The sequence below is a fragment of the Streptomyces radicis genome, assembly GCF_003626575.1.
Lineage (GTDB): Bacteria > Actinomycetota > Actinomycetes > Streptomycetales > Streptomycetaceae > Streptomyces > Streptomyces radicis.
Map to the genome: position 1 here is coordinate 196,936 of NZ_RBDY01000006.1, position 13,243 is coordinate 210,178.

Here is a 13,243-nt window from a genome sequence, read left to right on the forward strand (position 1 = left end):
GGTGTCATCCACCGGCACGTCACCCCGGCACCACTACTGTCACCTGAACCAACCGCATCCGCGTCCGGGAGACGAAAGAGGGTTATCGCGATGAGCGCAGCCGAAGAGGGCCGTAGCCTCGGGGAGCTGGTCGCCTCGGCCACCGCTGAGTTGTCCGCACTGATGCACGACGAGATCGCGTTGGCCAAGGCCGAGCTCCAGGCGGGGGCGAAGAAGGCCACCATCGGCGGCGCCGCGGGGGTGATCGGGATCTTCCTCGCGATCTCGGCCGTGCCGCTGCTGAGCTTCGCGCTGGCGTTCTGGCTGAACAACTGGTGGGGCATCTCCCTCGCCCTCTCCTGCACCATCGTCGGCGGCTTCTACCTGGTGGTGGCGGGCCTGCTGTTCCTGCTGGCCAAGCGGAAGTTCGGCGGGGTGTCCAAGCCGGAGCGCTCGATGCGGTCGGCCAAGGAGACGGCCGCCGTCCTGTCCAGCGTCAGGCCGCACCCCCGCCCCGTCCCCATGGACAAGGCGGGCTCGTCCACATGACCGCCGCCGACCATGCCGGCGCGCGTTCCTCGGTCATCCTGCGGGAGGGACCGTGGACGCACCGCGACGTCGCCGCCAACGGGGCCCGTTTCCACATCGCCGAGATGGGGGACGGGCCGCTCGTGCTGCTGGTGCACGGCTTTCCGCAGTTCTGGTGGACGTGGCGGCATCAGCTGACCGCGCTGGCCGATGCGGGGTTCAGGGCGGTCGCGATGGATCTGCGCGGCGTGGGCGGCAGCGACCGCACCCCGCGGGGGTACGACCCGGCGAACCTGGCGTTGGACATCACCGGCGTGATCCGTTCCCTCGGTGAGCCCGACGCCGCCCTGGTCGGGCATGACCTGGGCGGCTACCTGTCGTGGACGGCGGCCGTGATGCGGCCCAAGCTGGTGCGGCGGCTCGCCGTCGCGTCCATGCCGCACCCGCGCAGCTGGCGCGCGGCGCTGCTGCGCGATCCGCGGCAGACGGCGGCCAGCGCGTACATCTGGGGCTTCCAACGGCCCTGGCTCCCCGAGCGGCACCTCGTCGCGGACGGCGCCGAGACGGTCGGGCGGCTCCTGCGCGACTGGGCAGGGCCGCGCCAGCCCGCCCCCGATGACGTGGCGGTCTACCAGCGGGCGATGACGATCCCGTCCACCGCGCACTGCGCGATCGAGCCGTACCGCTGGCTGGTCCGCTCGATCGTGCGGCCCGACGGCATCCAGTTCAACCGACGGATGAAACGGCCGGTGCTGGTGCCCACGCTGCATCTGCACGGCTCGCTCGACCCGGTGATGCGCACCCGGAGCTCGGCGGGCTCAGGCGAGTATGTCGAGGCGCCGTACCGCTGGCGCCTGTTCGACGGCATGGGGCACTTCCCGCACGAGGAGGACCCCGTGGCGTTCAGCACCGAGCTGATCGACTGGCTCAGGGACCCCGAGCCCGACCGCTGAGGCGACCGCGCGACCACGCGACGGCGCCCCCGGTCGGAACGCCGCCCCGACCCGTGTCGTTCGCCGACCGCATCGTGATCGACATCTCCCCGACGCGCGGCGACATGTGCCGGACGCATAAGCCGAGCGAGTTCGCTTTGGGGAGGTTACTGACCTTGCGGGCCGGGCAGGGACGACGTATGGGCTGGACGCACGACTACCGTGACGTGGCACGTGATCGAAGCGGCAATGGAGCCGCCGCCCAGGCGCAGAGCGCCGTGCGGCGGCTCCAGGGCGGCCCCATGCCGGATCCGCATATCGGCTTTCCGGATATCCTCCGCCGCCGCGCGCGCTGGGTGGGCGTGCGGTTGCGGCATCCTCGCGGGTAGGCATGGCTCAGGCCGCGTTCTCTCTCCTCCGGCGCCGCACGGCGCACCTCGGAGCCTCGGAACGCACCTCACCCGGAACGCACCTCACATCGCGCAGGTCCGGCTGTCGACGGGCTCGTCGGCGGCTCGGCCCCGCGTGGCCGACTCGCGCACCTCGTCGGCGGTCAGGGCGTAGCCGGTGCGGTCGTCGTCGAGCGACTTGGCGAAGACCACGCCGTACACCCGGCCTTCGGGGGTGAGCAGCGGGCCTCCGGAGTTCCCCGGGCGGACCGTCGCGCGCAGGGAGTAGACGTCGCGGCTCACCGTGCCGCGCCGGTAGATGTCGGGGCCTTCGGCCTGGAAGCGCTCCCTGACGCGCGCCGAACGGGCGTCGAACGGGCCGCTCTCGGGGAAGCCCGCCACGATCGCGCCGTCGCCCGTGATCGCGTCGCCCCTGCTGAACCGCAGCGGCTCCGCGCCGAGATGGGGCACGTCGAGGACGGCGATGTCGCGCTCCCAGTCGTAGAGGACGACGCGCGCGGTGTAGAGGCGGCCGCGGCCGCCGACCTGCACGGTGGGCTCGTTGACGCCGCCGACGACATGGGCGTTGGTCATCACGCGCTCCTCGGCGAAGACGAAGCCGCTGCCCTCCAGGATCTTGCCGCAGTCGGTCGCGGTGCCGACGACCTTGACGACGGACCGCCTCGCCCGGTCGACGGCGCGGCTCTCGGCCAACTCGGGGTCGGGGGCCGGGACATCGGTGAACGGCTCGGTGGCGAACGGGGAGAAGACCTGTGGGAAGCCGTTCTGCGCCAGGATCGAGCTGAAGTCGTCGAACCATGTGTCGGCCTCCTCGGGCACGACGCGCGAGACGCCGAACAGCACGCGGGAGTCCCTGACCTCCCGGCCCACCGTGCCGAGCGTGGTCATCGCGAGCGCCGAGCCGAGCAGCCACGCGACCAGCAGCATGGCCACGACGTTGACCAGCGCGCCGCCGGTCGCGTCGAGCGCGCGGGCGGGGGACCACGTGATGTACCGCCGCAGGCGGTTCCCGAGGTGGGTCGTGACGGCCTGGCCGATCGTGGCGGACAGGATGACGATCGCGACCGCCGCGATGATCCCCGTTTCACCGGGCTCGGAGCCGCCGCCGAGCCTCCGCCACGCCATCGGCAGCAGCTGGACCGCGATCAGCCCGCCGCAGATCAGGCCCGTGACGGAGAGGACTCCCACGACGAACCCCTGCCGGTAGCCCACCAGGGCGAACCACACGGCGGCGAGGAGGAGCAGGACGTCGAGGGCGTTCATGCACGCTACGGTCTCACGCTCTGTGGTCGAGCGGGATCTCCCTGTCGCGGTCCCATGGCCGCTCCCACCCGGCGAAGTGCAGGATCCGGTCGATCACCCCGGCCGTGAACCCCCACACGAGCGTGCCGCTCACCTGGAAACAGGGGCCGCGATACCCGCTCGGGTGCATGGCGACGCCGCGCCTGCGCGGGTCGGTGAGGTCGGCGACCGGAACGGTGAAGACCCGCGCCGTCTCGGCAGGGTCGACGGGCGCCACCGGCGAAGGGGCGCTCCACCAGGCCAGCACGGGCGAGACGACGAAGTCGGTGACCGGGATGTACAGCCGCGGCAGGGTGGCGAAGACGCGCACACCCGCGGGGTCGAGCCCCGTCTCCTCCTCGGCCTCCCGCAGGGCCGCGCCCAAGGGCCCCTCGACCTCGGGATCGCCGTCCTCGGGATCCAGCGTGCCGCCGGGGAACGACGTCTGCCCCGCGTGGTTCCGCAGGCTCGAGGCGCGCTCGAGCAGGAGCAGCTCGGGGCCCCTGGTGCCCTCGCCGAAGAGCACCAGCACGGCGGCGGGCCGCCCGCCCACGGCAGGCGGCAGGAAGGCGCTGAGCTGACGGGCCTTCACCGTCGCCGCGGCCTGGGCCAGCGGCCTGAGCCACTCCGGCAGGCACGTCGGGTCGACGACGCCGATCCCCGCCCCATGGGCACTGGTCATGCGGCGTCCAGCGGCGGCGCGGGCTTGCCTGGATAGTCGGCCGGTGGATCGAGCCGCTGCCCGGGGAAGCCGCCCATCTCGTACTTCAGGAGCTTCTTCGCCCGCTCCGGGTCCGTCTCGCCCTCGCCGAACGACGGGCACAGATGCGCGATGGGGCAGGCCCCGCACGCGGGCTTACGGCTGTGGCAGATGCGGCGGCCGTGGAAGATGACGCGATGCGAGAGCATCGTCCACTCCTTCTTCGGGAAGATCTCCCCGACCTCGGCCTCGATCTTGTCCGGATCCTTCTGCTCGGTCCACCCGAAGCGGCGCGCGAGCCGCTGGAAGTGGGTGTCGACGGTGATGCCTGGCCTGCCGAACGCGTTCCCCAGGACGACGTGCGCCGTCTTGCGGCCGACCCCGGGCAGCGACACCAGGTCCTCGAGCCGCCCCGGCACCTGCCCGTCGAACCGGTCCCGCAGCGCCACCGAGATGCCGAGCAACGCCCTGGCCTTGCTGCGGAAGAAGCCCGTCGGCCGGATGATCCGCTCGAGCTCGGCCGGGTCGGCGTTCGCCATGTCCTCGGGCGTGGGATAGGCGGCGAAGAGGCGGGGGGTGGTCTGGTTCACCCGGAGGTCGGTGGTCTGGGCTGACAGGACGGTCGCGATCAGCAGCTCGAACGAGTCCCTGAAGTCGAGCTCGGGGTGCGCGTAGTAATACACCTCGGCCAGGGCTCTGTTGATCTTGCGGGCGCGCCGGACCATCCCGAGGCGGGTCTCCGGCTTCGCGCGGCCGCCGCCGCCGCCACCGCTCACCCGCCCGGCCCCGCCGCGTTCGCTCTCAGCGGAATCCTGGGTAGCGCTCACCCGTCCGGCCCTCTCATTCCTCATGTGCGGATCGCGCCCGGCTTGGTGGGCGCCATGGGGTCGTTGACCACTCGGCCAGCCTAAACGGCCCCACCGACATTCGTCCGGCCCTCGCCGAAAGCCCGCTCGAACGGGCCCCTGGCGTGTCAGCAGCTGTCCCGGTACGTCAAACTTGTGACTGATAGCACTGCCGAGGCGTCCGGCATCATGAGGTGGGACCCTGGCCGACCCTGGCCGACAAGGAGAGGAACTCGTGGACGACGTTCTGCGACGCGCCCCACTCTTCGCGGCGCTCGACGACGAGCAGGCCGCTGAGCTGCGCGCTTCCATGGCCGAGGTGACCCTCGCCCGCGGGGACACCCTCTTCCACGAGGGCGATCCCGGCGACCGGCTCTACGTCGTCACCGACGGCAAGGTCAAGCTGCACCGCACCTCCCCCGACGGCCGGGAGAACATGCTGGCCGTCCTCGGCCCCGGCGAGCTCATCGGCGAGCTGTCGCTCTTCGACCCGGGCCCGCGCACCGCCACCGCCACGGCCGTCACCGAGGTCAGGCTGCTCGGCCTGGGCCACGGCGACCTCCAGCCCTGGCTCAGCGCCCGCCCCGAGGTCGCCGCCGCGCTCCTGCGCGCGGTCGCGCGCCGCCTGCGCCGCACCAACGACCAGATGTCCGACCTGGTCTTCTCGGACGTTCCCGGGCGCGTGGCGCGCGCCCTGCTCGACCTGTCGCGCCGCTTCGGCGTGCAGTCCGAGGAGGGCATCCACGTCGTGCACGACCTCACCCAGGAGGAGCTGGCCCAGCTGGTCGGCGCCTCCCGCGAGACGGTCAACAAGGCGCTGGCCGACTTCGCCGCCCGCGGCTGGCTGCGCCTCGAGGCGCGCGCGGTGATCCTGCTGGACATCGAACGCCTGGCGCGCCGCTCGCGGTAGGTCGCGAGCGGATCGCGTCGGGTCGCGTCGAGTCGGTGGCGTTCAGGACCGTTCAGGATCGTTCGGATCAGGGCCGTTCAGATCAGGCCATGTTCGCGTAGGTAGTCGAGCTGCGCCCGCACGGACAGCTCGGCCGCCGGCCACACGGACCGGTCCACGTCCGCGTACACGTGGGCGACGATCTCGGCGGCGGTGCGGTAGCCGTTCTCCACGGCCGTCTCCACCTGCGCGAGCCGCCGCGCCCGGTGCACCAGGTAGTGGTCGAGCGCGCCCTGCGCGTCGCGCAGCACGGGCCCGTGGCCCGGCAGCACCGTGCTGACGCCATCGTCCACGGTGAGGGAGCGCAGCCTGCGCAGCGAGTCCAGGTAGTCGCCCAGCCTCCCGTCCGGGTGCGCGACCACGGTCGTGCCGCGGCCGAGCACGGTGTCGCCGGTCAGCACCGCGGCGTCCGCGGGCAGCTGGAACGACAGCGAGTCCCCCGTGTGCCCCGGCGTCGCCACGACGCGCAGCTCGAGCCCGCCCGCGGTGACCACGTCGCCCTCGCCGAGCCCCTCGTCCCCCAGCCGCAGCCGCGGGTCGAGCGCGCGCACCGGCGCGCGGGTCAGCTCGGCGAAACGCGCCGCGCCCTCCGCGTGGTCCGGGTGCCCGTGCGTCAGCAGGACCTGGGCGACGCGCTGCCCGGCTCCCTCGACGGCGTCGATCACCCGGCGCAGATGCCCCTCGTCCTCGGGCCCTGGGTCGACGACCACGGCCTCGGTGGCGCCGGGCTCGGCCAGGATCCAGGTGTTGGTGCCGTCCAGCGTCATGGGCGAGGGGTTGGGCGCGAGAACGAGCGCCGCCCGTTCGGTGACCCGCCCCTCGCGCACGCCCGGCAGCGGTTGGCCCGGCAGTGGCGCGTCGCTCATCGTTCCGCCTCCTCCTGGGAGTTGGTGCGTCGGATGTCCGTTCCACCGGCTCGCCCGGCTTCCTCGGCTCGCCCGGCTTCCTCGGCGGCCGACGCGGCCGCCCTCCGTTCGAACTCGTCATACCCCGGCCAGCTCAGGACCACCTCGTCCCCCACCAGCCGCGCCCGCGCCATGACCGGCGCGAGATCGCGTTCGCGCGCCGCTTCGAGCGCCTGGGCGACCGTTCGGAACTCCGCAAGCTCGCGCAAGGTGGTGACCGTCGGCGGCAGCATGAGCAACGCGCCCCGCTCGTACGCCTCCACCGCGCGCCGGGGCGGCAGCCACGCGACGTGGTCGGCCTCGGTCGAGGCGTTCCGCGTCGCCTGCCCCTCGGGCAGCGCCGCCAGGTAGAACCACGTGTCGTACCGCCGCGCCTCGAACTCCGGCGTGATCCACCGCGCCCACGGCCGCAGCAGGTCCGCGCGCGCCACGAGGCCGCGCCGCGCGAGCACGTCGGCGAGCGCCGACTCCCGCCCGACCAGCGCCACCCGGTCCGCCTCCCACCCGGGCCCCGTCACGTCCCCGACCAGCTCGCCGGGCGTCGGGCCCGCGAGCAGCACGCCCGCCTCCTCGAACGTCTCGCGCACCGCGGCGAGCACCACGCCGTTCTCGCCGTCCCCGTCCCGGGGATCGACCCCGCCGCCGGGGTAGGCGTACATCCCCGCCGCGAAGGCCATCGACGCGCGCCGGCGCAGCAGAAAGACCTCGAGCGCCCCCTCCGCGCCGTCGCGCACCAGCATCACGGTCGCGGCCCGCCGCGGCTGAACAGGCACCAACTCCCCGCGTGCCAGCGCCCTGACCCGTTCGGGCCACTCCGCCGGATACCACTGCCCACCCGTTCCCGCCATGCACGGATGCTAGCGAGCCCGACCGCGCACCGGATCGAGACATAGCTCACGCGGGTGGTTGCGGCCCTGGCGCGGAACCGCCCGTCTCGCCCCGCCCGTCGGGGCAGTGACCGAACCGTGAGTGACCGCACCGTGGAGGAAAGGCATACCGTGACCTCGGACGGAACGCGGCCCGCCCGCTTCGAACAGGCGGAGCTGCCGCACACCACCCCCCTCACGCACCGCGAGGTGGACGGCGTGATCAGGACGGCCTACGACCCCCGCCATGTGACGGCGATGGAGGCCCGCGCCCGACTCGGCACGCTCGTCGACTTCACCGAGGGGCCGGGCCTCGACCTGCTGCGGAGGCGTTACGCGGAGAGCACCGACGAGGAGTACCGCACGCTGACCTCGCACCTCTTCGAACAGCTCGACGGCCTGCGCGCCCCCGACGCGATCGACGCGTTCCACCGCGTCTTCTCGCTCGCCCAGCTGCACGTCCTGGCGGAGTCCCGCGGGCTGCGCATCACGCACGCCGAAGGGCCGACGGGCCACTTCCTCACCGAGGCGCTGATCGTCGAGGACCTGCTGCTCATCCCGCCGGGCCAGCCGCCGGAGGAGACCCTTCGCGACCTGACCGCCGCCGATCCGCCCGCCGCCCGCGTCCCGCACCGCAGAAGGCCGACGCACGACAGAAGGGGCCGCCCCCCGCTCCGCCGCCACGGCAGGGGGCCGGTGCGCTGAACGCCTCGTTCAGGCCGCGGGGCGCCAGCCGAGGGCGGGGCCGAGGTGGGTGGCCATGTCGGTGAGGATCTGGACATGGTCCTCGGGGGCGAAGGTGAACGGCAGCGCGAACGCCACCTCGTCGACCTCGCGGAACGCGGCGTGTGCGCGCAGCCGTTCGGCGATCTCCGCCGAGTCCCCGACGATGTCGGGCGCGAACATCATGCGCGCGGGGCCCTGCGGCGCGGCCGTCCGGGGCGTGCGCTCCTGGGCGTACGCCTCGTACTTCGCGCGCTGTTCGGGCGTCGCGGAGTCGGTGGGGATGACGACCAGGCCGTGTGAGACCCGCGCGCGCTCCCCTTCGGGGTGGTGCGCGCGGAACGTCCTGATGTGCGACAGCTGGATCTCGGCGAAGTCCTCGGACTCCTCGGCCTTGACGACGCTGCTGGTCAGGAGGTTCATGCCGTGCTCCCCCGCCCACCGCGCCGACCGCAGGCTCCCCGCGCCGTACCACATGCGGGAGGCGAGACCGGGGGCGTGCGGCTGGACGCGGTCGGAGAACGCCTCGAAGCCCGCCGTTCCGCGGAACCCGGTCGCGGGCTCCCCGCGCACGAAGTCGAGCAGCCGCCGGACGCGTTCGTGGCCGAAGTCCTCGGCGTCGGCGGTGTCGGGGTACAGCGCGCCCCTGACCTCCTCGTACCGCATCGGCGGGCCCACGCTGACCCCGGGGTTGAGGCGGCCGCCCGACAGGATGTCGACGGTGGCCAGGTCCTCGGCGAGGCGCAGGGGGTTCTCCCAGCCGAGCGGGATGACGGCGGTGCCGAGGTGGATGCGGCTGGTGCGCTGCGAGGCCGCGGCCAGCACGGCGACGGGCGAGGAGATCCCGTACTGGAGATGCCGATGCCGCACCCACGCGCTGTCGAACCCGAGCCGCTCGCCCAGCTCGATGAGCGCGAGCGTGGCCTCGTGCCCGGCGCGCGGGTCGTGCTCGTCGAAGAGGCCGATGGTGAGAAAGCCCAGCTTGCGCAGGGCCCTTGAGGCAGCTGACACGTTTCCCCTCCGACGCTCGGGCGCGTTGGCACCCACAGTAGGCTCCCGGGGGGCCGGGCACGTCGAGGGACGGGGGCGGGCGCGGTGCTGATGGCCACCGTGGCTGCGGTACTTCCGGCCCGCAGCTCCCGTTGGGTTCACTGTGCGGGGAAGTTCTGCCGGAGCCAGTGCTGGACCGCGCCGACAGTGGTGTGGCCGTGCTGCCGGAGGATGTCGACGATGTCTTTGCCGCATACGAGGGCGATGGGGTGACCGTCGTCGTGTATCTCCTCCTGGACCTGCTTGTGGAAGTAGGACGTGGTCACGAGTACGCCGAAGTTGCGGTGCCGCAGGCGTGAGATGAGGCGGGAGACCTCTCTGACGCCGACCGAGTTGCTGACGGCGTAGCACTTGGCCTCGAGGGCGAAATCGATGGTGATCGTGGCGGCCGGGGGACCGAGGATGTACTGGCCCACGGCGTCGCGACCGCCGTCGCGGCTGGGACGGGTGATGTCGCAGGCACCGGTGCGGGGCGCGATAAGGCGCCAGATGGCGACTGCGCAGGCTTCGAAGCCGTGCTCCTGGCTCTGGAAGTGGCCGTGGATGGCCTCGAGGATGGCCTGGCCTTCCCGGTCGTCGGGCAGCTGATCGGCCTTGGGGCGGATGAGGGTGGTCGCCGGGGCCAGCAGTGGCATGTATGCGCGCCCGTTGACCCAGCTGGCCCAGGCGGGCGGGCAGTCGCCTTCTATCGGGCTGCCTCCCTCGAGCAGGTGCTCTATCCATGCCCTCGATATGCGGTCGTGGTCGAGCACGGTGAAGCGGGCGCGGTAGTTCTGGAAGCGCTCACCGGAGGTTGTCCTCCAGATGGCGGCGAGCTCGTCATCCGGTGTGAGTGACGGTCCGCCGGGCGCGAGAAGGCCCCGGAACCGTACGGCGCGTCCCATATTCGCAGCCCTTTGGAAGAGGAGGAAAGGCGGCACATACTTCAGGCGGTCTTCCTCTGTACCGTGCGAGGCAGCAAAGGCGTCCCGCAGCAGTATGTTGCCTCCACGTGAGGTGCCATGGAGATCCTGACCCGGCTTCCTGTTGTCTCCGTAGTAGGTGAAGATCCCTGTCTCGGGGTCCAGGTGATCAGGCCAGTCAACCTCGGTGCCCGTCGTGTAGAGGGCTGCCAGACGGACGGCCCTTTTCGCCGGCGAACCCGCAGGCCGTATCCCGCCCTGGTTGCCAACGCCCTTGATGAGGCGCGCTATTGGTTCGTCGCCCTTGTGCCCTTTGATCCCGCTGGCGTAGACGGCGTCCACGACCAGGTCAGCACCTGCCAGGGCTTCGAAGGGCACATGCGGCTCAGCAGAGACAGTAAACGTCATGTGAGTACGTGTACCACCCGCCCCGGACACTCCCACCGGCATCACAGCCCAGCGGCTTGCACCGAAACGTCTGTGGGTGCTCCCCTCCCGCCCGGGCCGTGATCGACGAGCCCCTTGACGACGATCAGGGTCTTTGCCGCGACCTTGTCCCTCGCTGCCGCCAACTTCTCCTTCGCTCCGCCGACGATCGCAGAAATTGTCCCGTCGCTCGCCGGTGCATGTGCTGAACGAGTTCCTCAGTGCACGAGGGCACGAGGGGCACGCCAGGAGTAGTAGCGGAGACATCGCGCCCTGGATCGGGGCGCGATGCCTACCTCGGACGCCGCTTCGGTGGCACTGGGCCGGGGATGACGTCGAGGTTCATGTGCTCCTTGAACAGATGCACCAGGTTGGCCCCGTCAAGGAGTTCCAGCCGCCCGTGCTCGTTGGCGAACGCCTCGCTGGCCCGGCCGAACCAGGATGTCGTCACCAGGATGCCCTTGGCCGCCCGTTTGTGTTCCACCACACCGGCGAGTGCGGAGACGGTCTCGAACGGCACCACGTTCTTGGTGCGTTTGGCCTGGATGATGCACAGCCCTTTCATGACGGGGTCGGTGTTCATGGCGACCGCGTCCACACCCTCGTCGCTCGACGGCTGAGTGTTCACGCTGTCCAGACCAATGGCCTCGAACAACTGCCTGATGAGGTGCTCGAACTCCACGGGTGTCAGGTCCATCAGTACGGGCCGGCTGTCCAATCCGGCCACCACGTCCAGGCTGTCCATGAGGCGGAACTTGGACAGGTCGAAGGTCACCAGCGGGCGTACGGGTTCCAGCTCGTACGGGTTCGGAGAGATCAATGACCGCAGCCGTTTCAGACATGCCTGAGGGTCCACCTGCGTCAGGACCAGTTGACTGAACTCGCCACGGTCCGCTTGAAGCGTGATCAAGCAGGGATGGACGTCGCGCCCGGTAGCGCGGTCGATGGTGGCTACATGGCCGTTCAGGGCGACGGACCGGATCACGCGTTCGGTATCCGAGGCAAGGATCTCGTGAACGGTGCGCAAGGCGGTCTGCGCCAGGACTGACGAGTACAGCTCCTTGCGCTCTTTCTCCGGACGCGGAACAGGCGTGATCTCGTCGCGTGTTTTCACATACCGATACGCGCGGGCTGCCGGAACCACGTCCTCCAGCGGCAGGTCGATCTGAACCAGCAGGTCGCCGGTGTCCGCCTGATACGAGACCTGATGAACCCTGGGGAAGCCGTGCGGATACACGGACGCGGCCAAGACCTGGTCGATGAACCACTCGACGGCTTCGACATCCCTGTCCCGGTAGGCGTTCCGGCGCTGTTCGAGACTGGCATTCCACGCCTCGACTCGGGCGGCTTCCTCCTGGTTGCGTTCCTCGTGGCGAGCGCGGGCCTTGTCCAGCTTGTCGACGCGCTTCTTCTCCTCCTGCGCATGGTCCCGCAAGGCCCTGTCGAATCGCTTGCGCGCGGCTTCAACCTCGGCGTCATATCCGCGGCGCCCAAACCCGAGGGCACCGAGCAACCCTCGGGGGGGCTCCGGTTCGTACTCCTCCCAGCGGGGTAAGGGGGCTGCCTTGGTACACCCCTTAGGGGACACGAACAGGGAGGGAACGAACTCCTGCCTCAGTCGATCGAAGGTCAGCGGGCGCTCGTCGAGCAGGGTTGTGCGAAGAAGCGTGGAGAGCTGCTCGGCATCATGCTCAGCCACACTGGTGCGGTCAATCGCTTCCTGTGCACGGGCCGCTGCGTATGCGAGCTTCTCCTCACGGGCCTTCCTCTTGGCCTCGGCCTCGGCGGCCTTTCTGGCCCGCTCCCGCTCCCTGGCCTGCCGTGCGAGTTCCCGCGCGTAAGGATCGTTCCCGCCCGCCACTGTTTTCCCCCAGCTCAGTCCATGATCGCCGGATCGGAACCCTCAGTAGTATCCCGCACCAGGTCGATGACGTCAGCAGGCAGCTGTTGAGGGTGCACAAGGGTCGGCACGACTTGCTCTGGCCGCCCCGGGGGGCCGGATCTCGAAGTCGGCTCCCGAGAAGGAGGAGGAAACCACTCAGGGGCCCGACCCGCTGTTGCGGATCAAGCCCCTGATCTTGTACTTCTACCGTCGGGGTGGCGGGATTTGAACCCACGACCTCTTCGTCCCGAACTACGGGCGGGGAGGTCGCTGAGGTCTGCGTGGCTGGTCAGCAGGCTCGTGACGCCCGCTACGGGTCATGTGAGGTTCTTGCGGTTGCTGTGCTTCGCTGCTGTACGGCCGTGGCCGAGCAGCAGTGCGAACACCGAACTAAGCGTGAGGAACAGCGTGGTCAGCTCGGTGCCTGGAACCCGGAAGATCGCGACAACCACGATGATCGCGACCACCCACGGACGGGCATCAGTGTTTGACAGGTGGCGGGGTTGTGGGGTCAGACTCATATCAACCTCCTATGGGGCCCTGCCCGCCGGTACTGCTCTTGCCGGCAAGCTGCGCGGTACCGGCGGACCTTCTCTTGCTTCAATGATGCGAGCCAGGCCCCGACCGCACAAACCTCTCCATTTGCGTAACTGAAGCAAATATGCCAGCTGATCCGCACCCGGGAACCGGTGCGACTCTGGATATATGAAACCCATGGTTTATCGCTTCTGACGTGCAGGAAGAAGAGATCCAATCATCGATCCAACGGGGGTACGTTGGATTTCCAGCGCAATGATTCACACTTTGCCACATGTGTGGCAAAGTTGGAGTTTATGCCCCACTATTCACTAGTATCGGCGTGACC

General features: G+C 70.4%; 14 protein-coding genes. 5 read left to right on the forward strand and 9 right to left on the reverse strand.

All coding sequences use genetic code 11. The features are described 5' to 3' along the window. Window positions 1-90 precede the first annotated feature (90 nt). From D7318_RS11600 to D7318_RS34780, 3 genes are read left to right on the forward strand one after another with little or no spacing between them, the layout of a single operon-like run. Window positions 91-528: a phage holin family protein gene (locus tag D7318_RS11600; RefSeq protein WP_120696840.1), complete on the forward strand. Its 438-nt coding sequence runs from the start codon at window positions 91-93 to the stop codon at window positions 526-528. Next, window positions 525-1,460: an alpha/beta fold hydrolase gene (locus D7318_RS11605; RefSeq protein ID WP_120696841.1), complete on the forward strand. Its 936-nt coding sequence runs from the start codon at window positions 525-527 to the stop codon at window positions 1,458-1,460. Before D7318_RS11600 ends, D7318_RS11605 begins: the two co-directional genes overlap by 4 nt. Before the next feature lie 53 nt (window positions 1,461-1,513). Next, window positions 1,514-1,828 carry a hypothetical protein gene (locus D7318_RS34780; protein ID WP_329604569.1) on the forward strand — a complete coding sequence of 105 codons (315 nt, stop codon included), beginning with the start codon at window positions 1,514-1,516 and terminating at the stop codon, window positions 1,826-1,828. Between the two features lie 84 nt (window positions 1,829-1,912). Here the strand turns inward: D7318_RS34780 and D7318_RS11615 are convergent, their stop codons facing one another. Genes D7318_RS11615 through nth form a run of 3 tightly spaced genes read right to left on the reverse strand, consistent with a single transcriptional unit; the run spans window position 1,913 to window position 4,657 of the window. Continuing rightward, entirely contained in the window at window positions 1,913-3,112 is a 1,200-nt protein-coding gene (locus tag D7318_RS11615) for a MarP family serine protease (RefSeq protein ID WP_120696842.1), read from the reverse strand. Between the two features lie 13 nt (window positions 3,113-3,125). Next, entirely contained in the window at window positions 3,126-3,812 is a 687-nt protein-coding gene (locus D7318_RS11620; protein WP_120696843.1) for an NUDIX hydrolase, read from the reverse strand. Beyond that, a complete protein-coding gene (gene nth, locus D7318_RS11625) occupies window positions 3,809-4,657 on the reverse strand; it encodes an endonuclease III (protein ID WP_230423650.1) in 849 nt (282 codons plus the stop codon). Before nth ends, D7318_RS11620 begins: the two co-directional genes overlap by 4 nt. A gap of 253 nt (window positions 4,658-4,910) precedes the next feature. Here nth and D7318_RS11630 point away from each other — a divergent pair, with 253 nt between their 5' ends. Then, window positions 4,911-5,585 carry a Crp/Fnr family transcriptional regulator gene (locus D7318_RS11630; protein ID WP_086159807.1) on the forward strand — a complete coding sequence of 225 codons (675 nt, stop codon included), beginning with the start codon at window positions 4,911-4,913 and terminating at the stop codon, window positions 5,583-5,585. A 77-nt stretch (window positions 5,586-5,662) separates the two neighbouring features. On the opposite strand, the gene D7318_RS11635 is transcribed toward D7318_RS11630, so the two are convergent. Then, window positions 5,663-6,490: an MBL fold metallo-hydrolase gene (locus D7318_RS11635; RefSeq protein ID WP_120696845.1), complete on the reverse strand. Its 828-nt coding sequence runs from the start codon at window positions 6,488-6,490 to the stop codon at window positions 5,663-5,665. Next, window positions 6,487-7,377, reverse strand: a complete 891-nt coding sequence (locus tag D7318_RS11640) for an NUDIX hydrolase (protein ID WP_120696846.1) — start codon at window positions 7,375-7,377, stop codon at window positions 6,487-6,489. The genes D7318_RS11635 and D7318_RS11640 overlap by 4 nt, the downstream gene beginning before the upstream one ends. A 150-nt stretch (window positions 7,378-7,527) precedes the next feature. Here D7318_RS11640 and D7318_RS11645 point away from each other — a divergent pair, with 150 nt between their 5' ends. Further along, the gene (locus D7318_RS11645; RefSeq protein ID WP_120696847.1) at window positions 7,528-8,100 is read left to right on the forward strand and encodes a hypothetical protein; all 573 of its coding nucleotides are present in this window, start codon (window positions 7,528-7,530) and stop codon (window positions 8,098-8,100) included. A gap of 9 nt (window positions 8,101-8,109) precedes the next feature. Here the strand turns inward: D7318_RS11645 and D7318_RS11650 are convergent, their stop codons facing one another. The 4 genes from D7318_RS11650 to D7318_RS32425 form a co-directional block, all read right to left on the reverse strand. Continuing rightward, window positions 8,110-9,129 (reverse strand): LLM class flavin-dependent oxidoreductase, encoded by a 1,020-nt coding sequence (locus tag D7318_RS11650; RefSeq protein ID WP_120696848.1) that lies wholly within the window; start codon window positions 9,127-9,129, stop codon window positions 8,110-8,112. Window positions 9,130-9,266: 137 nt separating this feature from the next. Further along, window positions 9,267-10,478: a restriction endonuclease gene (locus D7318_RS11655; RefSeq protein ID WP_120696849.1), complete on the reverse strand. Its 1,212-nt coding sequence runs from the start codon at window positions 10,476-10,478 to the stop codon at window positions 9,267-9,269. A 310-nt stretch (window positions 10,479-10,788) separates the two neighbouring features. Continuing rightward, window positions 10,789-12,357, reverse strand: coding sequence for a restriction endonuclease (locus D7318_RS11660; RefSeq protein WP_230423651.1), 1,569 nt, complete (start codon window positions 12,355-12,357; stop codon window positions 10,789-10,791). A 338-nt stretch (window positions 12,358-12,695) separates the two neighbouring features. After that, window positions 12,696-12,899, reverse strand: a complete 204-nt coding sequence (locus tag D7318_RS32425) for a hypothetical protein (RefSeq protein WP_147437665.1) — start codon at window positions 12,897-12,899, stop codon at window positions 12,696-12,698. Window positions 12,900-13,243: the final 344 nt, after the last annotated feature.

What these genes read in the sequence shown, in the direction of transcription:
- D7318_RS11600 (WP_120696840.1), top strand. Translation starts at nt 91, where the DNA reads ATGAGCGCAGCCGAAGAGGGCCGTAGCCTCGGGGAGCTGGTCGCCTCG.
- D7318_RS11605 (WP_120696841.1), top strand. Translation starts at nt 525, where the DNA reads ATGACCGCCGCCGACCATGCCGGCGCGCGTTCCTCGGTCATCCTGCGG.
- D7318_RS11615 (WP_120696842.1), bottom strand. Translation starts at nt 3,112, where the DNA reads ATGAACGCCCTCGACGTCCTGCTCCTCCTCGCCGCCGTGTGGTTCGCC.
- D7318_RS11620 (WP_120696843.1), bottom strand. Translation starts at nt 3,812, where the DNA reads ATGACCAGTGCCCATGGGGCGGGGATCGGCGTCGTCGACCCGACGTGC.
- D7318_RS11635 (WP_120696845.1), bottom strand. Translation starts at nt 6,490, where the DNA reads ATGAGCGACGCGCCACTGCCGGGCCAACCGCTGCCGGGCGTGCGCGAG.
- D7318_RS11640 (WP_120696846.1), bottom strand. Translation starts at nt 7,377, where the DNA reads ATGGCGGGAACGGGTGGGCAGTGGTATCCGGCGGAGTGGCCCGAACGG.
- D7318_RS11655 (WP_120696849.1), bottom strand. Translation starts at nt 10,478, where the DNA reads ATGACGTTTACTGTCTCTGCTGAGCCGCATGTGCCCTTCGAAGCCCTG.
- D7318_RS32425 (WP_147437665.1), bottom strand. Translation starts at nt 12,899, where the DNA reads ATGAGTCTGACCCCACAACCCCGCCACCTGTCAAACACTGATGCCCGT.